The sequence below is a fragment of the Type-F symbiont of Plautia stali genome, from assembly GCF_059731105.1.
This window is the reverse complement of the sequence record NZ_AP035909.1, coordinates 1,923,719-1,940,160: the sequence shown is the minus strand read 5'-3', so window position 1 is coordinate 1,940,160 and position 16,442 is coordinate 1,923,719. Positions and strand designations below refer to the sequence as shown.

General features: G+C 59.0%; 20 protein-coding genes. 3 read left to right on the top strand and 17 right to left on the bottom strand.

Translation table 11 applies throughout. The features are described 5' to 3' along the window. The first annotated feature begins 280 nt into the window (after window positions 1–280). Together AC6I7A_RS09170 and AC6I7A_RS09165 are read left to right on the top strand one after the other, a co-directional pair. Window positions 281–1,588 (top strand): MFS transporter, encoded by a 1,308-nt coding sequence (locus tag AC6I7A_RS09170; RefSeq protein WP_276047101.1) that lies wholly within the window; start codon window positions 281–283, stop codon window positions 1,586–1,588. 10 nt (window positions 1,589–1,598) lie between these two features. Further along, the gene (locus AC6I7A_RS09165; protein WP_140028527.1) at window positions 1,599–2,393 is read left to right on the top strand and encodes a substrate-binding domain-containing protein; all 795 of its coding nucleotides are present in this window, start codon (window positions 1,599–1,601) and stop codon (window positions 2,391–2,393) included. On the opposite strand, the gene psrA is transcribed toward AC6I7A_RS09165, so the two are convergent. The 10 genes from psrA to AC6I7A_RS09115 form a co-directional block, all read right to left on the bottom strand. Continuing rightward, window positions 2,368–3,267 (bottom strand): L-proline-binding transcription factor PsrA, encoded by a 900-nt coding sequence (psrA, locus tag AC6I7A_RS09160; RefSeq protein WP_058958228.1) that lies wholly within the window; start codon window positions 3,265–3,267, stop codon window positions 2,368–2,370. The genes AC6I7A_RS09165 and psrA overlap by 26 nt on opposite strands. A gap of 111 nt (window positions 3,268–3,378) precedes the next feature. Continuing rightward, window positions 3,379–3,819: a thiol-disulfide oxidoreductase DCC family protein gene (locus AC6I7A_RS09155; RefSeq protein ID WP_046101808.1), complete on the bottom strand. Its 441-nt coding sequence runs from the start codon at window positions 3,817–3,819 to the stop codon at window positions 3,379–3,381. Beyond that, the gene (locus tag AC6I7A_RS09150) at window positions 3,788–4,411 is read right to left on the bottom strand and encodes a P-loop nucleotide/nucleoside kinase family protein (RefSeq protein WP_046101807.1); all 624 of its coding nucleotides are present in this window, start codon (window positions 4,409–4,411) and stop codon (window positions 3,788–3,790) included. The genes AC6I7A_RS09155 and AC6I7A_RS09150 overlap by 32 nt, the downstream gene beginning before the upstream one ends. After that, a complete protein-coding gene (locus AC6I7A_RS09145; RefSeq protein WP_046101806.1) occupies window positions 4,408–4,845 on the bottom strand; it encodes a PTS sugar transporter subunit IIA in 438 nt (145 codons plus the stop codon). Before AC6I7A_RS09145 ends, AC6I7A_RS09150 begins: the two co-directional genes overlap by 4 nt. Before the next feature lie 9 nt (window positions 4,846–4,854). Beyond that, a complete protein-coding gene (locus AC6I7A_RS09140) occupies window positions 4,855–5,124 on the bottom strand; it encodes a hypothetical protein (RefSeq protein ID WP_058958229.1) in 270 nt (89 codons plus the stop codon). An 86-nt stretch (window positions 5,125–5,210) separates the two neighbouring features. Continuing rightward, window positions 5,211–6,053 carry a class II fructose-bisphosphate aldolase gene (locus AC6I7A_RS09135; protein ID WP_009090250.1) on the bottom strand — a complete coding sequence of 281 codons (843 nt, stop codon included), beginning with the start codon at window positions 6,051–6,053 and terminating at the stop codon, window positions 5,211–5,213. Beyond that, entirely contained in the window at window positions 6,040–7,407 is a 1,368-nt protein-coding gene (locus tag AC6I7A_RS09130) for a PTS sugar transporter subunit IIC (protein ID WP_009090252.1), read from the bottom strand. Before AC6I7A_RS09130 ends, AC6I7A_RS09135 begins: the two co-directional genes overlap by 14 nt. Next, the gene (locus AC6I7A_RS09125; RefSeq protein ID WP_009090254.1) at window positions 7,400–7,714 is read right to left on the bottom strand and encodes a PTS sugar transporter subunit IIB; all 315 of its coding nucleotides are present in this window, start codon (window positions 7,712–7,714) and stop codon (window positions 7,400–7,402) included. The genes AC6I7A_RS09130 and AC6I7A_RS09125 overlap by 8 nt, the downstream gene beginning before the upstream one ends. 10 nt (window positions 7,715–7,724) lie before the next feature. Next, on the bottom strand, window positions 7,725–8,705 hold the full coding sequence (locus AC6I7A_RS09120) for a 6-phosphofructokinase (protein ID WP_058958230.1): 981 nt from the start codon (window positions 8,703–8,705) through the stop codon (window positions 7,725–7,727). Between the two features lie 282 nt (window positions 8,706–8,987). Continuing rightward, a complete protein-coding gene (locus tag AC6I7A_RS09115; protein WP_058958231.1) occupies window positions 8,988–9,281 on the bottom strand; it encodes a hypothetical protein in 294 nt (97 codons plus the stop codon). Here AC6I7A_RS09115 and AC6I7A_RS09110 point away from each other — a divergent pair. Further along, window positions 9,280–10,194: a pyridoxal-phosphate dependent enzyme gene (locus AC6I7A_RS09110; protein WP_058958232.1), complete on the top strand. Its 915-nt coding sequence runs from the start codon at window positions 9,280–9,282 to the stop codon at window positions 10,192–10,194. The genes AC6I7A_RS09115 and AC6I7A_RS09110 overlap by 2 nt on opposite strands. Before the next feature lie 39 nt (window positions 10,195–10,233). On the opposite strand, the gene AC6I7A_RS09105 is transcribed toward AC6I7A_RS09110, so the two are convergent. From AC6I7A_RS09105 to pqqA, 7 genes are all read right to left on the bottom strand, one after another. Then, a complete protein-coding gene (locus AC6I7A_RS09105) occupies window positions 10,234–10,818 on the bottom strand; it encodes a YceI family protein (protein WP_046101799.1) in 585 nt (194 codons plus the stop codon). Window positions 10,819–10,902: 84 nt separating this feature from the next. Next, window positions 10,903–13,209, bottom strand: coding sequence for a pyrroloquinoline quinone biosynthesis protein PqqF (gene pqqF / locus AC6I7A_RS09100; protein ID WP_058958233.1), 2,307 nt, complete (start codon window positions 13,207–13,209; stop codon window positions 10,903–10,905). Further along, entirely contained in the window at window positions 13,209–14,375 is a 1,167-nt protein-coding gene (gene pqqE, locus AC6I7A_RS09095; protein WP_498004781.1) for a pyrroloquinoline quinone biosynthesis protein PqqE, read from the bottom strand. The genes pqqF and pqqE overlap by 1 nt, the downstream gene beginning before the upstream one ends. Continuing rightward, window positions 14,338–14,616, bottom strand: coding sequence for a pyrroloquinoline quinone biosynthesis peptide chaperone PqqD (gene pqqD, locus AC6I7A_RS09090; protein ID WP_046101796.1), 279 nt, complete (start codon window positions 14,614–14,616; stop codon window positions 14,338–14,340). Before pqqD ends, pqqE begins: the two co-directional genes overlap by 38 nt. A gap of 3 nt (window positions 14,617–14,619) precedes the next feature. Then, a complete protein-coding gene (gene pqqC, locus AC6I7A_RS09085) occupies window positions 14,620–15,375 on the bottom strand; it encodes a pyrroloquinoline-quinone synthase PqqC (RefSeq protein WP_009090267.1) in 756 nt (251 codons plus the stop codon). Window positions 15,376–15,378: 3 nt separating this feature from the next. After that, window positions 15,379–16,296 carry a pyrroloquinoline quinone biosynthesis protein PqqB gene (gene pqqB / locus AC6I7A_RS09080; RefSeq protein ID WP_058958235.1) on the bottom strand — a complete coding sequence of 306 codons (918 nt, stop codon included), beginning with the start codon at window positions 16,294–16,296 and terminating at the stop codon, window positions 15,379–15,381. 52 nt (window positions 16,297–16,348) lie between these two features. Continuing rightward, a complete protein-coding gene (pqqA, locus tag AC6I7A_RS09075; protein ID WP_009090272.1) occupies window positions 16,349–16,420 on the bottom strand; it encodes a pyrroloquinoline quinone precursor peptide PqqA in 72 nt (23 codons plus the stop codon). Window positions 16,421–16,442 lie beyond the last annotated feature (22 nt).

The window sequence follows — 16,442 nt, the reverse complement described above, 5'->3', positions numbered from 1 at the left end:
CCTTCTGGCGGCACGACAACCGGCGCATCCCCTGCCAGAACCTGTAACACGCCTATGAATCCTGTCACATTTCCGCAAACTCACGCCAGCACCGATAACAGAAGCAGTGAAAACGCGCGGCTGTCCAACCTTCTGAATCGTAAGCCTTTAAATTGATAACGCCGGGCAATCATGCGACTGACACATCAATTGATTCTCATTTTGCACTTATTTAGCGCCGGGCGCTGATCCACTCTTCAGTCACAGGCGCGGCAAAAAGCGTCATACCTTACTGGAGCTTCTGATGCAGACCACCTCACCCATGACTCACCGCGCCAGGATTGGCGCAATTTTCCGTGTGACCTCTGGCAACTTCCTCGAACAGTTCGATTTCTTCCTGTTCGGTTTCTATGCCACCTATATCGCTCACACCTTCTTTCCGGCCAGCAGTGAGTTCGCCTCCCTGATGATGACCTTTGCCGTGTTTGGGGCCGGTTTCCTGATGCGCCCTATCGGCGCGGTCGTGCTGGGAGCCTACATCGATAAGGTCGGCCGTCGTAAGGGACTAATCGTTACGCTCTCCATTATGGCGGCGGGCACCTTTCTGATCGTGCTGATCCCCTCCTACCAGAGCATTGGCCTGTGGGCGCCGCTGCTGGTGCTGATCGGCCGCCTGTTGCAGGGCTTCTCGGCCGGTGCGGAGCTGGGTGGTGTGTCGGTCTATCTGGCCGAGATCGCCACGCCAGGCCGCAAAGGCTTCTACACCAGCTGGCAGTCAGGCAGCCAGCAGGTGGCCATTATGGTCGCCGCCGCGATGGGCTTTATTCTCAACGCCGTACTGGCAGAAAGTGAAATCCGCGAGTGGGGCTGGCGTATTCCCTTCCTGTTCGGCTGTCTGATCGTGCCGTTTATTTTCGTGCTGCGCCGCAAGCTCGAAGAGACGCAGGAGTTCAACAATCGTCGCAGCCATCCCGAAGTGAAGCAGGTGTTCCGTATTCTGCTCGCTAACTGGCAGGTCGTGATTGCCGGCATGCTGATGGTCGCGATGACAACCACCGCGTTTTACCTGATCACGGTTTACGCCCCGACCTTTGGCAAGAAAGTGCTGCTGCTTAGCGCCTCTGACAGCCTGCTGGTGACGTTACTGGTGGCGGTATCGAACTTTATCTGGTTGCCGATCGGCGGCGCGCTCTCCGACCGCTTTGGCCGTAAGCCGATCCTGGTGGCGATGACCCTGCTGGCGATGGCGACCAGCTATCCGGCGCTGAGCCTGCTGGCGGCGGCCCCCGGCTTCTCAATGATGCTGGGCGTGCTGCTGTGGCTTTCGATGATCTACGGTCTCTACAACGGTGCGATGATCCCGGCCCTGACCGAAATCATGCCGGCTGAAGTGCGCGTCGCGGGCTTTTCACTGGCCTACAGCCTGGCGACTGCCCTGTTTGGCGGCTTTACCCCGGTGATGTCCACCGGCCTGATTGAGCTGACCGGCGATAAAGCGTCGCCCGGCTACTGGATGAGCTTTGCGGCTGTCTGCGCCCTGCTGGCCACCCTCTATCTCTATCGCCGTACCAGCCGTGCGTTATCCCACGCCGGTAAGACCTTTAGCTGAGGAACTGAGAATGAAATCTGCTTTACTGTTAATCCCCCTGTTGCTGGGCAGTGCCGGTGCGCAGGCCAAAGAACTGACGGTGATGATCTCCGGCGGGTTTAAAGCGGCCTGGGATACTCTCTCGCCCCGTTTCGCCCGGCAGGAAGGGATCACCCTCCATACGGTTGCCGGTCCGTCGATGGGCAAGACCCCACAGGCGATCCCGGCGCGACTGGCGCGCGGTGAACCGGCCGATGTGGTGATTATGGTCGGCGACGCGCTGACCGGACTGGAGAAAAAGGGTCAGACGCTGCCGGGTTCACGGGTAGAACTCGCCGACTCGCGCATCGGCGCGGTCATCAGACAGGGGGCGACGCCGGTTAAAATCGGCAGCGAAAGTGAACTCCGCGCCACCCTGCTGAAGGCCGGTTCCATCGCCTATTCCGACAGCGCCAGCGGTAAATATGTCAGCAGCCAGCTTTTCAGCCGGCTGGGCATTGAGGACCAGGTCAGGAATAAAGCCGTGAAGGTTGAGCGCATTCCGGTGGCGTCAGAGGTGGCGGCCGGGAAATACAGTATCGGGTTTCAGCAGGTGAGTGAGTTGTTGCCCGTGCCAGGCGTCACCTTTATTGGGGAGCTGCCGGCGAAGCTGCAATACACCACCCGCTTTGCCGGTGCCGTGGTGCGCACCTCCGGGCAGCCGGATGAGGCGAGTAAGCTGCTGCACTGGCTCGCGTCGCCGGAAAACCAGAAGGCCGTGCTGGCCAGCGGACTGCACAGCGTGACGGCCTCAAAACCGGTCAGAGAAGCTGATACTGTTCAGTAATCAGGTTTTCCAGTTCGCCCGCGATATGCGACAGCATCCGGCCATTTTTGCGCAGCAGGCCGATGGTGCGTTTCACCTCCGGGTCGGTTAACGGCACGCCCGTCAGCAGGGCGTGATCATAACCCGGCATCGACATGGCGGGGACGGCAGCAATGCCGAGCCCCGCCTCAACCATTCCCAGCATGGTCGTGACGTGCCGGGTTTCGCAGACACAGGGCTTCTCCGGCACGATCGCCTGCAATGCCTGATCCAGCAGATTGCGATTACCGGAGGTCTTATCCAGCCCGATCCACTCATACTGATAAAACGCCTGCCAGCTCAGACTCTTTTTTCCGGCAATCGGATGATCGCGCCGACAGGCCGCCACGTAAGGGTCATCCCTCAGCGGCTGAAAATGGACATCCGGCTGCGAACGGCTGGAGAAGCTGATGCCGAAATCCGCCTGCCCGCCGATCACCGCGTCATACACATTGGCCGCACTGCTGTCGATCAGTTTCACCCGCACTCTGGGGTAGCGCACCTGAAACAGCCGGATGATATTGGGCATGAAGTAGTAGGCCGCTGACGGCACGCAGGCGACCGTAATCAGCCCCGTGCGGGCGAGGCTGACCTCACTGAGATCGGCCATCACCTCTTCGAAGTCTGTCAGCAGCTTGTCTGAGCGCTGCGCAAACGCGTGCCCTTTCAGCGTCAGCGTTACGCGGCGCGTGGTGCGCTCAAACAGTTTGATCCCCAGTGTGGTTTCCAGTTTATCGATCCGGCGGCTCAGCGCCGACTGGGAGAGACAGATCGATTCCGCCGCCAGGCGAAAGTTACCAAACTCCACCAGCGCGCGAAACGCGTAGAGATCGTTGAGATCGAAGTTAACCGGCATGCATCCCTCTATCCGTTGTCTGGCAGCACAGGCGTGCTGTGGTCATGGGCAGCAACAATAACCCCAAGGATATCATTGATCTCAGTGCCGCCCACAGCCACCTTTCACACTTCAGCGCGGGGCATCAACCTGATGCAGAAAACGTCCGGGATAATCGGGGACAATCGCATGCTGGCTGCTGTAACGGCCAAACAGCCTGTAGCGATTTAACGCGATGCGGTCATAAGCAAAGTTACTGAGGGTGTCGGGGAAGTGACGCAGCACCGCCAGCCCGCGCCACGGCAGAGGGAGATGCTGCATAACGCGGAACACCGCCTGCGCCCGCAGCCAGTGCTGGTCACCTTTAATGTAGACAATGGTGCTGATCTTCTCTTCCGGCAGTCCGGCCCAGCGCAGCAGCGCCTTGCCCTGCTCGCTCTGCACCGAGGCAAAACGAACCTGCCGCGCCAGCCGATGGCGCAGCAGAAACTGAACCCAGCCGTTACACAGCTTACAGACGCCGTCATAGAGCACGGCGCTTTCACCGGTTTGCAGATAGGGGGGTGATGTCATCCTGCCGCTCCTCACGTCGCTCATGATGAGCTGAAGTGTAGCGGGTTCTGGTCAGTTGATGTTGCAGCCAGTGAATAACGGCCGTGTCGTCCCGGGCGCAGGCGTCAGTCTCACAGACCGGCCCCAGCGCCATCGGCCTGGCCTGACGCGCCAGCTGGCGCAGCTCCGGCAGATACTCGGCACCGGGATGTCCCGGCAGCCGCTGCGACAGCCGTGCCTGATAGCGCGCCACCGCCACCTCCGGATCAATCTTCAGCCACAGCTCAAGCGCCTCCTCCACGCCGGCCTGTTTCAGCCCCTGCTCCAGCAGCGCACGCGGCTGAAACCCGAACCAGGCGTCGATCAGCCAGATCTGACTGGCCGGTGCCTGGCCGACAATGTTCCAGATCGCCTGGTAGGCCGCGCAGCCCAGTTGCCGGTTTCGCGCGCGGTCAACCGGGGTAAAGCAGCGCATAAACGGCTCTTTGAGCGCGTCGAGCGTCAGCACCGGCCAGCCAAAATGGTGAGAGAGCGCCTGCGTCAGGGTACTTTTACCCGACGCCGGGATGCCGTTCACCAGCACCACCCGTTTTACCGTATTTGTCAGCGTCATAAGATATCGATGACCTCCGCTGCGCTGCTGGCCTGACGTAACCTGACCAGCGTCTCCTCATCCTCCAGCAGCGACACAATGGCCCGGATCCCCTCTTCAATGTGCGCGTTACTGTCGCGCGCACCAAACATGATCACAATGTCCGCCTTATCGCTGCCCGCAAAGGAGATCGGTTCCTTCAGCAGGATCAGACTGAAACAGTCGCGGATCACCCCGGCTTCCGGGCGCGCATGAGGAATGGCAATCCCCTCCTCAAAGACATAGTACGCGCCATGCGTCAGCGTATTGGCAATCACCGCCTCCGGATAGGAGGCGTGAAGATAGCCGCCGCTGACCAGCGGAGCCGCGGCCAGGGCGATAACCTGACGCCAGTCCGTGGCGTCAATGCCGGTCTGAATGGCGTCGGCCTCCTGTAATAACTGCTTAATGGTCATCCGCTCTCCTCAGATCGACTGGCGAACCACATTGCGCAATTCATCTATTTTGACAAACAGCGCATCGATTTCATTGCGGTAGCGAGGGCTTTTCGCAAATAAGCTTAACGCCCGGTTATATTCCAGCATTAATTCTTTCTGCGTTGCGCCATCGCGCGGATTAATAGCCAGCTGCTCCTCCAGCTGCGTTATTTTGCCGCGGCTGAGTTCCGCCAGATGGTCCTGCTGCTGCGGGCTGACCGGTTCACCCGCCGGTGACTTTTTCAGAAATCCAAACATAGGCTCTCCTGCCCCGGATTATTTCAGGGGTTCAGTTAAGGCATGAAAATAAAAACGTTACGACTGACTGATAACCGATCCGGCGATCAGCGGAATAACTGCATCTTCTCCACCAGCACATTAGTTACTGCGTCATTTGCCGGCACCAGGAAATTACGCACGCTGTCATTGACCTTGCCTTTTTCAAAGGTCGATTTGCACTGTGCCACCCACTGAACGTTCATTTCCGTTCCGACGTTGACCTTTTCAATCCCGCTGCTCACCGCCAGCCGCATATCTTCGTCGCTGACGCCTGTGCCGCCGTGCAGAACCAGCGGCGTGCGGGTGGCCGCCGTAATATCGGCCAGCCGCTGATGCTGAATGTGCGCCTTGCCGGTGTAAAGCCCGTGCACGGTGCCGATAGAGATCGCCAGCATATCGACGCCGGTTTCCTCCACGAAGCGACGCGCATCCTCCACCGGCGTAAACGCAATCGCCTCCATCTCCAGGCTTTTGCCATCCTCCGAGCCGCCAATTGCCCCCAGCTCCGCCTCGACCGAGACGTTGTGCGGTCGCGCCATATCGATCACCCGACGGGTGTTGGCAATATTTTCCTCAATTGGCAGATGAGAGCCGTCATACATCACAGAGCTGAAGCCGGCGTCGATCGCCGTCTGAATAGCCGTCAGATCCGAGCAGTGATCGAGATGCAGACACGTCGGCACGCCGGTGCTCTCTGACAGCGATTTGATGGCGTCGACCAGCAGCTTATGGCCGAGATATTTCGCCGTACCGGTGGAAATCTGGATCATCAACGGACTGCTGGTTTTCTCTGCCGCTTTAAAATAGGCGGGCAGCATCTCCAGACAGTGCAGATTAAAAGATCCCACCGCTTTAAAGTCACGCTGTTTAGCCAGCTGAAGCAGGTCGGCGAAATTATAAAGTTTCATGGATTTTTTCCTCGTGAGGTCGGGTGGATTTGCCATTAACAAACCAGGCAAGCGCGGTAACAAAGGCAATAAACAGAGCGACGAACAGCCAGTTATTCTGGAAAGCGTGGCCGAGTACCAGTCCGGTACTGATGACATCGGAATCGCTGAAGGTCACGCCGGTAAAGCCGTAGCTTTCCAGCATCGGCACCAGGATGGCGGGCAGGAACGTGATAAAGAGGCCGTGAACAAAGCCGCCGATCATCGCGCCGCGCCGCCCGCCCATGGCGTTACCAAAGACCCCGGCGGTGCCCCCGGCAAAGAAGTTGGTCAGCAGACCGGGCAGGATCATCGCCAGACCCATCATCGGGAAGAGAAGCATGCCGACGATGGAGCCGAGCGTGGTGGCGAGGAAGCCGACAATCACCGCATTAGGGGCGTAAGGAAACATCACCGGACAGTCCAGCGCCGGTTTCGCATCCGGCACCACCCGCATGGCGATACCGCGGAACGCAGGCACCAGCTCGTTTAGCAGCAGGCGAACGCCGCTGTAGAGCACAAACACCCCGGCAACAAACTGAATCGACTGCATAAAGGCGTACATCAGGTAGTTCATGCCGTTGCTGTACTGTGCGATGAAGGCCGGGCCGGCGGCCAGGGCGGGGATCAGATACATCGGCACCATCACCAGCGCCATCGACAGATAGGTGTCCTGCAGAAACTTAAAGTTATCCGGCAGCTTCAGATCTTCGGTTGAGCGGGAGCCTTTGCCGACCACTCTGGCGACCGCAGCCGTGACCAGATAGCCAATGGTGCAGAAGTGACCCAGCGCGACATCATCCGACTCGGTAATGCGCCGCACCACCGGCTGCGCCAGCGCAGGCATGATGACCGCCATGATGCCGCCGAAGATGCCGCCGGTCAGGATCAGCGGCAGGCCGGTCAGTCCCGCTTTGTAACCGATGACGGCGCCGATCGTCGCCATCCAGAGCAGCGCCTGTCCCGTCAGGAAGATGTACTTAAAGGGCGTCAGGCGCGCGATGATGATGTTGACGATAAAGATCGCCAGCAGCGTCAGCGCCACTTCCGACCCCAGCTCACGGTTTGCCAGCCCGGCAATGGCGGCCACATCGGTGATATAACCGCGCATGCCAAAGCCGTGGGTAAAGATGGTGTTCAGGAAGGTCAGCGTGCCGACAATAATATTGATACCCGCCATCATAATTAAAAATCCGAGCAGGGTTTTAAAGGTGCCTTCCATCACCTTCCCTGCCGATTTTTTTTGCAGCAGCAGACCGATAAGGGCAATAAAGGCGATCAGAATCGATGCCTGTCCCAGCAGATCTTTGACCAGAAAATCAATCACACTATTCATGGGCGGCGACCTTCAGGTTGCGTTCTTTTAAAAAGGCCAGGATCTTCTGCTCTATTTCCGCTTTATCGGTGAGCCGGTTAAGAATAATGACCCGTTTAATCTGCTCTGGCGTGGCATCCGCATTCAATACATCGGCAAAGGCTTTTTGCGTCAGGATCATATCTGACTTAAAAGCATTTGCTTCTGAAATGGTGGTGTGATCGATATCGGCTTCAATTTCCAGTTTTTTTAAAACGGCCTTTGCGCTCATCTCAATGGCAAAACTGGAGCCTAATCCACAACCACAGACACATAATATTTTCAGCATGTTCTTCTCCTCACACGATGTTGAGTTGTTTAGCGAGTTTGTAATAGTGCCCGTCAATATCGACCAGGCGTTTTTGCATGCTTATTAAATCAATCGGGATCGGTTTATTGCTGCCGTTAATAATGACCGCTTTATTCCGCATGCCTGACTGAATACAACGCACCACCTCACTGGCCATAATGGTGCCCTGATAAATCTCTTCGCAGGTGGGGTCACCATTACGCAGTCCGTAACCGAGAATGGTTTTACGGATCCGAACGCCAATCAGGGGTTCAAGCTGTTTGATTAAGGTGTCGATAGCGCCCTGAAAACCGGGCGAATATTCCCGGGTGTAACCTTCTGAACAGAGAATCACCACGCTGTTCTGCTGTTCCAGCCGCCGGGTAATGCGCTGCGCCAGCTGCGGCACCGGGATCTGGCACTCCGGGATAAGCGCAATATCCGCGTTGGCTTTAATCGCGGACTGCAGGGTCAATTCACCGCAGTAGCCGCCGAGCAGCTCCACCATAAATACCCGGCCCGGTAAGGCGCGCCCGGTATTACGCAGCTTCGCCACCTCTTTTAAGACCTGCTCGCAGGCGGTGGAAAAGCCCAGGGTGTAGTCACTGCCGAAAACATCGTTGTCGATGGTCATGCCGACACCAAAGCAGTTCACCCCGCTCTGTGAGAGCATGTGAAGAAACTGCAGCGATCCGTCACCGCCCGCCAGAATCAATACGTCAATCCGGGCGTTTTTCAGCTGGCGTGCAATCAGCTCGTACTCGCTCTGCACCAGTTTTTTTTCGGTGCGTCCCGACTGAATGACCGGAATCGCGGCGATGGAGAAGTCCAGCAGATCGCGCTGGCTGATTTCACGGTGATTATTGGCCAGCAGGCCGGGAATGCCGCCGTCAAATATCACCATCCCGGCCTGGGTCAGACGGCCAATCTGGAAAACAAAATTATTAATCCCGGTGACATCGCCGCCACTGATGACCATTCCAATCCGCATCATCCTCTCCTCGCTGGCTGAATCTGCTGAGGGTCATTCTTCCGGTAAGCGGAGTTGCACTTTGCAGGTGAGGTCACATTTATGAGCGGTTTTTCACTGGCCCGAATATTGACAGCGGATTATGAGGCGCATGATTTGTGATGTGAGTCACGCTATTCCGACTTATTACGCCTGAGACGAATCGATATAAATCATCGGGTTAGCGTGCGGGCTGGCGGGATGGGGAGAACGGCGGAAAAAGCCGGAATCAGGCGAGACAGTGACGTTACGAATTTGTGACTTTCACCTCATTTTTCCCGGTTTCGCCGCCGGCCGGCGGATAAAAGGATGCCGATATCCCCTGCCCATCATCATGTTAATCAGATTCAGCATCGCTGTTGCGAACAGGTAACACTCTTCTGTATAACGAATAAAGCCGACAGAAAATGCAGCAGAAGAATGATGATTTGTAAGGAGAATCGTGCGCCTTATCTTCGGCGAGGCGGACGCTTCCCCTGTCCGACGCTGCTCTCCCGCACCCCCGGCCTGACAGTCAGCCGGTTTGTCATCAACGCCTTTGATCAGGATAAGACGCATGGAAATCAGTATCCGCACCCCGCTCATTTACTCCCTGCCACTCAGTCAGCACAGCGGGAGCCATGTCTGGCTGAAAATGGAATCAGCGCAGCCGACCGGATCATTTAAGCTCCGGAGTGCGGCCCACATCTGCCGCCATTACGCCGCGCAGGGCGCAAAAGCCTTTATCAGCTCCTCCGGCGGCAATGCGGGTATTGCCGTGGCCCACAGTGGCCGCCGGCTGGGGCTGCCGGTTACGGTGGTGGTGCCTGAAACCACCTCGGCGCGCGCCAGACAGCTTATTGAACAGGAAGGCGCCAGGCTCATCGTCCACGGCAGGGTCTGGAGTGAAGCGAATGCGTATGCCCTGTCGCTGGCGACAGCGGAGAATATCTATATTCACCCCTTTGACAACCCGCTGCTGTGGGATGGCATCAGTACGCTGGTGGATGAAGTGATCGACGAAGGGCTGCGTCCGGATGCCGTCATCCTGTCGACAGGCGGTGGCAGCCTGCTCTCCGGCGTGATGCAGGGACTGGAAAAACATCAGCTCGGCCATATTCCGGTTTATGCGGTCGAAACAGAGGGAACCGCCTCCCTTAACGCCGCGCTGAAGGCGGGCGAGCGGGTCACGCTGGAGAGCGTCAGCGGGATTGCCACGACGCTGGCGGCCAGCCAGGTGTGTGAAAATGCGTTTACGGTGGCGCGCCGTTCAGACGTCCGGGGGATGGTGGTGACCGATGATGAAGCCGTGAACGCCTGTCGCCGCTTTCTGGACGATCATCGTGTTCTGACAGAACCTGCCTGTGGCGTGTCGCTGTCGATGCTCTATGACGGGAAGATTAGCTTTAAGCCGGAAGAGAAGGTGCTGGTTATCGTCTGTGGCGGGGCCTCTGTCACGCTGGAGAGCCTGCAGGGCTGGCTGACAGCGTGAGAAACGTGGCGCAGCCGCACGGGCTGCGCCGCCAGCCTGTTACTTCGCGTAGGCTTCGGTAGACAGGGTCAGAGTGACCTCGTCGCTGACCGCTGGCACATATTTATCCAGTTTAAAGTCAGAGCGTTTGATGGTGCCGGTGGCATCAAAACCAATCGCCTGCTTCTTCACCATCGGATGCTCGCCCTGCTTGTTCAGCGTAGCGTGCAGCGTAACCGGTTTGGTGATCCCTTTCAGGGTCAGGTTACCTTCAACATCAAATTTGTTGTCGCCTTTCGCGACCACTTTGGTGCTGTGGAAGGTGGCCGTCGGGTATTTCGCGGTATCGAAATAGTCCGCGCCTTTGAATTCTTTCGTCAGTGCCGCAACGTGGCTGTCGATTTTGCTGACCGGCAGGGTCACGTCAACGCGTGAAGCTTCCGGATGATCTTTGTCAAACACCAGCGTACCGGTGGCATCCGGGATATCCGCGGTCGGGTTGGAGAAGCCGAAGTGGTTCCAGGCAACGATGACGGACGTATGCTCAGGGTTCAGCTGGTAGTGCATCGCCTCAGCCTGGGACAGGGGAGCATACAGGGTCGCAGCGGCTAACAGGGGCAGTGCAATACGTTTGAAGTTCTTCACGGTCAATTCCTTATGCGGACAAAAGTGCACTAAGTGTGGTGCAAATTTCCCGTTTTAGACAGTGAAGAGATTTGTCGGTAATTTTCAAATAAATTCAGCAACTCTCTGCCAGGCCTGCGTCCGTTCTCCGTCCGTGAACAGCACCCGCCAGCGGCGGCGATCCTGCATCAGCGTGCGATGCAGCTGCTGCAGATCCCTGAGATCCAGCGCCTGGATCTGCGCCGCATCGGGTTCAGCCAGGCCATTCTCCTGACGCAGCCGTGCCAGCGGCTGATCGCTTTCTCTGCTGAGCAGGCGGGTTTTCAGTGCCACCAGATCGCACTCGCCCAGCTTCGGCGTCAGCGAGCGCAGGAAGTTGCGGCAGTAGCGCAGCAGGGAGAGCGCGCTGTAGTCAGGTGACTGCAGCGCAAACAGCACCCCGTCTTCGTCGGCGCAGCGCAGATAGCGGCTGCTGACCACGTAGCCCACCGGCTGTTCGACCCGATAGCGCTGGAAAAAGCGCGGCTCGTAGATCAGGGCCAGCGCCCGCAGCGCAGCCAGCTGTTCACTCTGCTGCAGCGGGATAAAGAGCAGCAGCGCATTATCGGTGCTGGCATGGGGCAGACGCGTCAGACCGGTCCGGGGCGTCATGCGCGTCGGCGGCGCGGCCGGGTTGACCGGCAGCGACAGCGCACTCAGCCGCCGGGCGATCAGGGCGTGCAGCGCCGCGTTGCCCCCTTTCAGTGCCGCCCGCCAGCTGCCGGGCGCTACGTTTACCGCCAGCTCATAGGGTAACTGCTGCAGCAGCGCACGAATGGCGATGCTCTCCACAGGCGGAGTCGGCCCGGATTCGGCAGGCGGCGTGAGAGCAGGCACAATCAGGCTGAGCGCCCTGTCGGCCACCGCCGCATCCGGCGGCAGCTGCAGCGTCAGTTGCCACACCCCCTCCACTTCCTGCCAGCGCCCATGACCGCCCTGATGGCGCAGCGCGGCAAACAGCGGACGCAGCCGTTTTTCCAGCGCCAGGCCCCTCTCCGGCGTAAAGGTTGTCCAGAACTCCGGGCGCAGGATCAGCGTAGCATCCCCGTCGTCAGGCTGATGATGCGGTAAGACTACCGCCGTGGCAGGCAACGGTTCAGCGGTGACGGCGCTGCTGAGCGGATAAAAGGTGAATGAGGCCGGGGATGGCTTCGTGCGGGAAAAGGCATTCCGCGGGGAGAGCGCCAGGCTGAATCCCTGCGTGACCAGATTCTCCGCCGCCGGTTGCGGCGAGCAGATCAGCCAGCTTTGCGGCGCGCGGCAGAGCGACGCCAGCAGCCGCGGCAACGCAGACTCCGTCTCATCCGGCGCAAAGCCGAAGGCGCGCTGGCGTAACTGATCCAGCGGCGCGAGCGCGGCAAAACGCTGCTGTGCCAGCCGCTGATAGTGCTGATGCTGCGATTCAGTGGTCTGGCGCAGCGCGGCCAGATAGTCATCGATCACGCTGTCTGTCAGCTCAGGCTGGTCGGTATCCACCTTCAGAGCCAGCCAGTGCGCGTCATCGGCCTGATAGATCCATTGCAGATCCAGCGCCTCCGCCAGCTTCCGCTCGCGCAGCGTCGCCAGCAGTGAACCGGGCGCTTCATCGAGCAGAAACTCACGCCATAACGTGACACCGTCACTACTGTTCAGCAGCCAGCTGCGCCACAGCGCCGCGGGTGCGCCCTCCGCCAGTTGCCAGACAGCCTCACCTGTCAGTCCGGGCGGCGACAGATCCTGCTGCGCGTGACCGGACGGCAGCCTGGCGGCAAAATCCCGCGCCAGCTGCTCCAGCTCATCCAGCGTCTGCGGTCCCTGCAGCCAGAGCCGCATATTGCCGGAAACGTAATAGCGCTGGTGGAACTGGCACAGCGCCCGCTGCAGAGCGGGGAGATCATCGCCAAAGGTGGCGCGACTCCCTGCCTGGAAGCGGCGGAATGCTGGGGGTGATGTTGCGGCGTGCAGCAGTGCCGCCTCCGTGCGTGTCGGCTGATGGCGCTGTAACAGCTGATACTCTGCGTCAATCACTGCCACTTCCTGCCCGATCGCCTGATTGTCGAGCAGCGGATGGGCAATCATATCCTGCAATCGCAGCAGCCCGTCAGCCAGCAGCGACGGCGTAACTTCAAAGAAGAAGGCGCTGCGGCGGGCCTGCGTGGTGGCGTTAACTCTGCCATCCTGCGCCTGGATCCAGCTCATCAGCCGGCCTTCATCAGGCCAGCCGGTGCTGCCGGTGAAAAGCAGATGCTCAAGCAGATGCGCCAGGCCTGGCCAGCGGTCAGGCTCGTCGTGGCTGCCTGCCGCCACCTGAATCAGCGCCGCGGCCTGACTGGCGTCGGCGTGATGCACCAGCTCAATCGTCAGGCCATTGATCGTCAGGCCGCGCGTTATCATCAGAGGTTCCGGGTTTTGTAGATCAGCTGTGAGTTGCTGCGGTTACGGAACTGCAGCTGACCAATCCTGATGTCGCTGCAATCCGCCTCACGGCGGGCCTCAAGGATTTTTCCGTGATGCGGTGATTTGCTGCAGACCGGGTCGGCGTTGTCGGCGTTGCCGGTCAGCATATACGCCTGGCAGCGACAGCCGCCGAAGTCTTTCTCTTTCTCGTCACAGGAGCGGCACGGCTCTGGCATCCAGTCGAAACCGCGATAGCGGTTAAAACCGAACGAGTTGTACCAGATATCGTCCAGACTCTGCGTCAGCACCGACGGAAACTCCACCGGCAGCTGGCGCGCACTGTGACACGGCAGCGCGGTGCCTTCCGGCGTGACGCTGAGGAAGATGGCACCCCAGCCGCCCATGCAGGGCTTGGGCCGCTCTTCATAATAGTCCGGGGTCACAAACAGCAGATTGGTCAGGCTGCCGCTGGCGCTCATGCGCTCACGGTAACGGTTTACCACCGCTTCCGCCCGAGCGATCTGCTCACGGGTAGGCAGCAGGCCCTCGCGGTTCAGCTGCGCCCAGCCGTAGAACTGACAGGTCGCCAGCTCGACGTCATCCGCTTCCAGCTCGATGCAGAGGTCGATAATTTTGTCGATCTGATCGATGTTGTGGCGATGCAGCACGAAGTTGAGCACCATCGGATAGCCGTGGGCCTTCACCGCCTTCGCCATCTCCAGCTTCTGCTGAAACGCCTTTTTCGAACCTGCCAGCGCGGCGTTCAGGGTTTCATCACTCGCCTGAAAGCTGATCTGGATATGGTCCAGACCCGCCTCGCTGAAGGCATCCAGCTTCTTCTCTGTCAGGCCGATGCCGGAAGTAATGAGGTTGGTATAGAAGCCGAGATCGCGCGCGGCCTTAATCAGCTCCGGCAGATCTTTACGGGTCAGCGGCTCGCCGCCGGAAAAGCCGAGCTGTACGCTGCCCATGGCGCGCGCCTGGCGAAACACCTCAATCCACTGCGCCGTCGTCAGCTCCTTCTCCTGCTGCGCAAAGTCGAGCGGATTCGAGCAGTAGGGACACTGCAGCGGGCAGCGATAGGTCAGCTCGGCCAGCAGCCAGAGCGGCGGATTTACGCCAGGTTTATGCGGGGTCACGGAACTGTATCCACTTCTGTTCATAGGCTGACTGCAGGAACTCTAAAACGTCTGCACCCACGCCGCCCGCTTCCGGGAAACGGCTGTCCAGCGTCGCGATAATCGCGGCGATATCCTGTTTGCCATCCACCAGCTCAAGAATGGCGGCGGCGGTTTCATTCAGTTTCGCCATCCCTTCCGGATAGAGCACGACGTGGCTCTCCTGGGCGGCTTCCCACTGCATGCGGTAGCCGCGACGAAACGCGGCAATTGAGTTCTCATTCATCGGTTATACCAGTCGGGTGGTGTGCCACGCCGCCTTGTCAGTGACGGTGTGATAAGGCGGACGTTTCAGCTCGTAAGCCATGGTCATCGCATCCAGCATGCTCCATAAAATATCGAGCTTAAACTGCAAAATTTCCAGCATGCGGTTCTGGCTCTCTGCGGTGGTGAAAAAGTCCAGCGCCAGCGCCAGGCCATGTTCCACATCGCGGTTCGCCTGACCCAGGCGGCTGCGGAAGTAGAAGTAGCCCTCTTCTTTGATCCATGGATAGTGCTGCGGCCAGCTGTCGAGCCGCGACTGATGGATCTGCGGCGCGAACAGCTCTGTCAGTGAACTGCACGCGGCCTCCTGCCAGTTGGCGCGGCGGGCAAAGTTGATATAGGCATCCACCGCAAAACGCACGCCAGGCAGCACGTGTTGCTCCGACAGCAGTTCCTCACGCGTCAGACCGACGGCCTCGCCCAGCCGCAGCCAGGCTTCGATGCCGCCCTCTTCGCCATTACTGCCGTCATGGTCAAGGATGCGCTGCACCCATTTGCGCCGGGTAGCCGGATCGGGACAGTTCGCCATGATCGCCGCATCTTTCAGCGGAATGGTGGTCTGGTAATAGAAGCGGTTGGCCACCCAGCCCTGAATCTGCTCGCGGGTCGCCTGACCGTTGTGCATCGCAATGTGATAGGGATGATAAATGTGGTAGTACGCACCCTTGTCGCGCAGAGCCTGTTCAAAAGCCTGTGGCGACAGCGTTTCGGTGATCTGCATGATTTAGCCCTGAAGGTGGATCGCCATTCCGTCCCAGCTCACCTCGATGCCCTGCTCTGTCAGAAACTGACGCTGGGGTGACTGCTCGTTAAGGATCGGATTGGTGTTGTTAATGTGGATCAGAATTTTGCGTTTTGCCGGCAGCGACGCCAGCAGCGCCATCAGCCCCTGCTCTTCTGCCAGTGCCAGATGGCCCATTGCCTTGCCGGTGTTGTGGCCTACGCCGGTGGCGAGCAGCTCATCATCCTGCCAGACGGTGCCGTCAATCAGCAGGCAGTCTGCCTTGTGCAGCCACGGCAGGATGACGTCATCAGGCTCTCCCAGACCGGGTGCATAGAGCAGCGTCTGGCCGCTGGCGCGGTTTTCGATAAACAGCGCCACGTTGTGACCCGGCAGCGGCCGATCGCGATAGGGCGAGTATGGCGGCGCGTTACTGATGATCGGAATCGCGGTAAACACCAGATCGCGACAGACATCAACGCTGAACGGCGTCAGTGGCGCAATGGGCCGGTGCTGTAAGCCGCCGTTCCAGTGGCTGAGCATTGGAAAAATGGGGAAGCCGGTGCTGAGGTCGGCATGCACCTCAGGGGTGCACCATACCTGATGCGGACAGCCTTCACGCAGGCTGAGCAGCCCGGTGGTGTGATCGATCTGACTGTCGGTCAGGATAATGGCACCTATCGCGGTGCCGCGCAGTACCCCTTTACGTGTCAGCTCGGGCGTATGCAGGATCTGTTGACTGATATCGGGAGAGGCATTGCACAGCACCCAGGCCTCGCCGTTATCGCTGAGGATAATCGACGACTGTGTACGCATGCTGGCCTGAATCGTGCCGTTTCGCACGCCGTGGCAGTTGGCGCAGTTGCAGTTCCACTGCGGAAACCCGCCACCCGCGGCCGAACCGAGGATTTTGATAAACATAGAGGAAAACCAGAAGTTGAAAAAATGCCCGCTCAGAAGGCGGGCATAACGATTAACGGTTGGAGATGTAGAGAGTCACTTCCAGACCGAGACGCAGATCAACGAAGGTTGGTTTTTTCCACATAATTTATATCCTCTTTATTAAC

Bases quoted from the DNA above. Each gene is read 5' to 3' on its own strand.
- AC6I7A_RS09165 (WP_140028527.1), top strand. From the start codon at position 1,599: ATGAAATCTGCTTTACTGTTAATCCCCCTGTTGCTGGGCAGTGCCGGT.
- psrA (WP_058958228.1), bottom strand. From the start codon at position 3,267: ATGCCGGTTAACTTCGATCTCAACGATCTCTACGCGTTTCGCGCGCTG.
- AC6I7A_RS09155 (WP_046101808.1), bottom strand. From the start codon at position 3,819: ATGACATCACCCCCCTATCTGCAAACCGGTGAAAGCGCCGTGCTCTAT.
- AC6I7A_RS09150 (WP_046101807.1), bottom strand. From the start codon at position 4,411: ATGACGCTGACAAATACGGTAAAACGGGTGGTGCTGGTGAACGGCATC.
- AC6I7A_RS09145 (WP_046101806.1), bottom strand. From the start codon at position 4,845: ATGACCATTAAGCAGTTATTACAGGAGGCCGACGCCATTCAGACCGGC.
- AC6I7A_RS09140 (WP_058958229.1), bottom strand. From the start codon at position 5,124: ATGTTTGGATTTCTGAAAAAGTCACCGGCGGGTGAACCGGTCAGCCCG.
- AC6I7A_RS09135 (WP_009090250.1), bottom strand. From the start codon at position 6,053: ATGAAACTTTATAATTTCGCCGACCTGCTTCAGCTGGCTAAACAGCGT.
- AC6I7A_RS09130 (WP_009090252.1), bottom strand. From the start codon at position 7,407: ATGAATAGTGTGATTGATTTTCTGGTCAAAGATCTGCTGGGACAGGCA.
- AC6I7A_RS09125 (WP_009090254.1), bottom strand. From the start codon at position 7,714: ATGCTGAAAATATTATGTGTCTGTGGTTGTGGATTAGGCTCCAGTTTT.
- AC6I7A_RS09120 (WP_058958230.1), bottom strand. From the start codon at position 8,705: ATGCGGATTGGAATGGTCATCAGTGGCGGCGATGTCACCGGGATTAAT.
- AC6I7A_RS09110 (WP_058958232.1), top strand. From the start codon at position 9,280: ATGGAAATCAGTATCCGCACCCCGCTCATTTACTCCCTGCCACTCAGT.
- AC6I7A_RS09115 (WP_058958231.1), bottom strand. From the start codon at position 9,281: ATGCGTCTTATCCTGATCAAAGGCGTTGATGACAAACCGGCTGACTGT.
- pqqF (WP_058958233.1), bottom strand. From the start codon at position 13,209: ATGATAACGCGCGGCCTGACGATCAATGGCCTGACGATTGAGCTGGTG.
- pqqE (WP_498004781.1), bottom strand. From the start codon at position 14,375: ATGAACAGAAGTGGATACAGTTCCGTGACCCCGCATAAACCTGGCGTA.
- pqqD (WP_046101796.1), bottom strand. From the start codon at position 14,616: ATGAATGAGAACTCAATTGCCGCGTTTCGTCGCGGCTACCGCATGCAG.
- pqqC (WP_009090267.1), bottom strand. From the start codon at position 15,375: ATGCAGATCACCGAAACGCTGTCGCCACAGGCTTTTGAACAGGCTCTG.
- pqqB (WP_058958235.1), bottom strand. From the start codon at position 16,296: ATGTTTATCAAAATCCTCGGTTCGGCCGCGGGTGGCGGGTTTCCGCAG.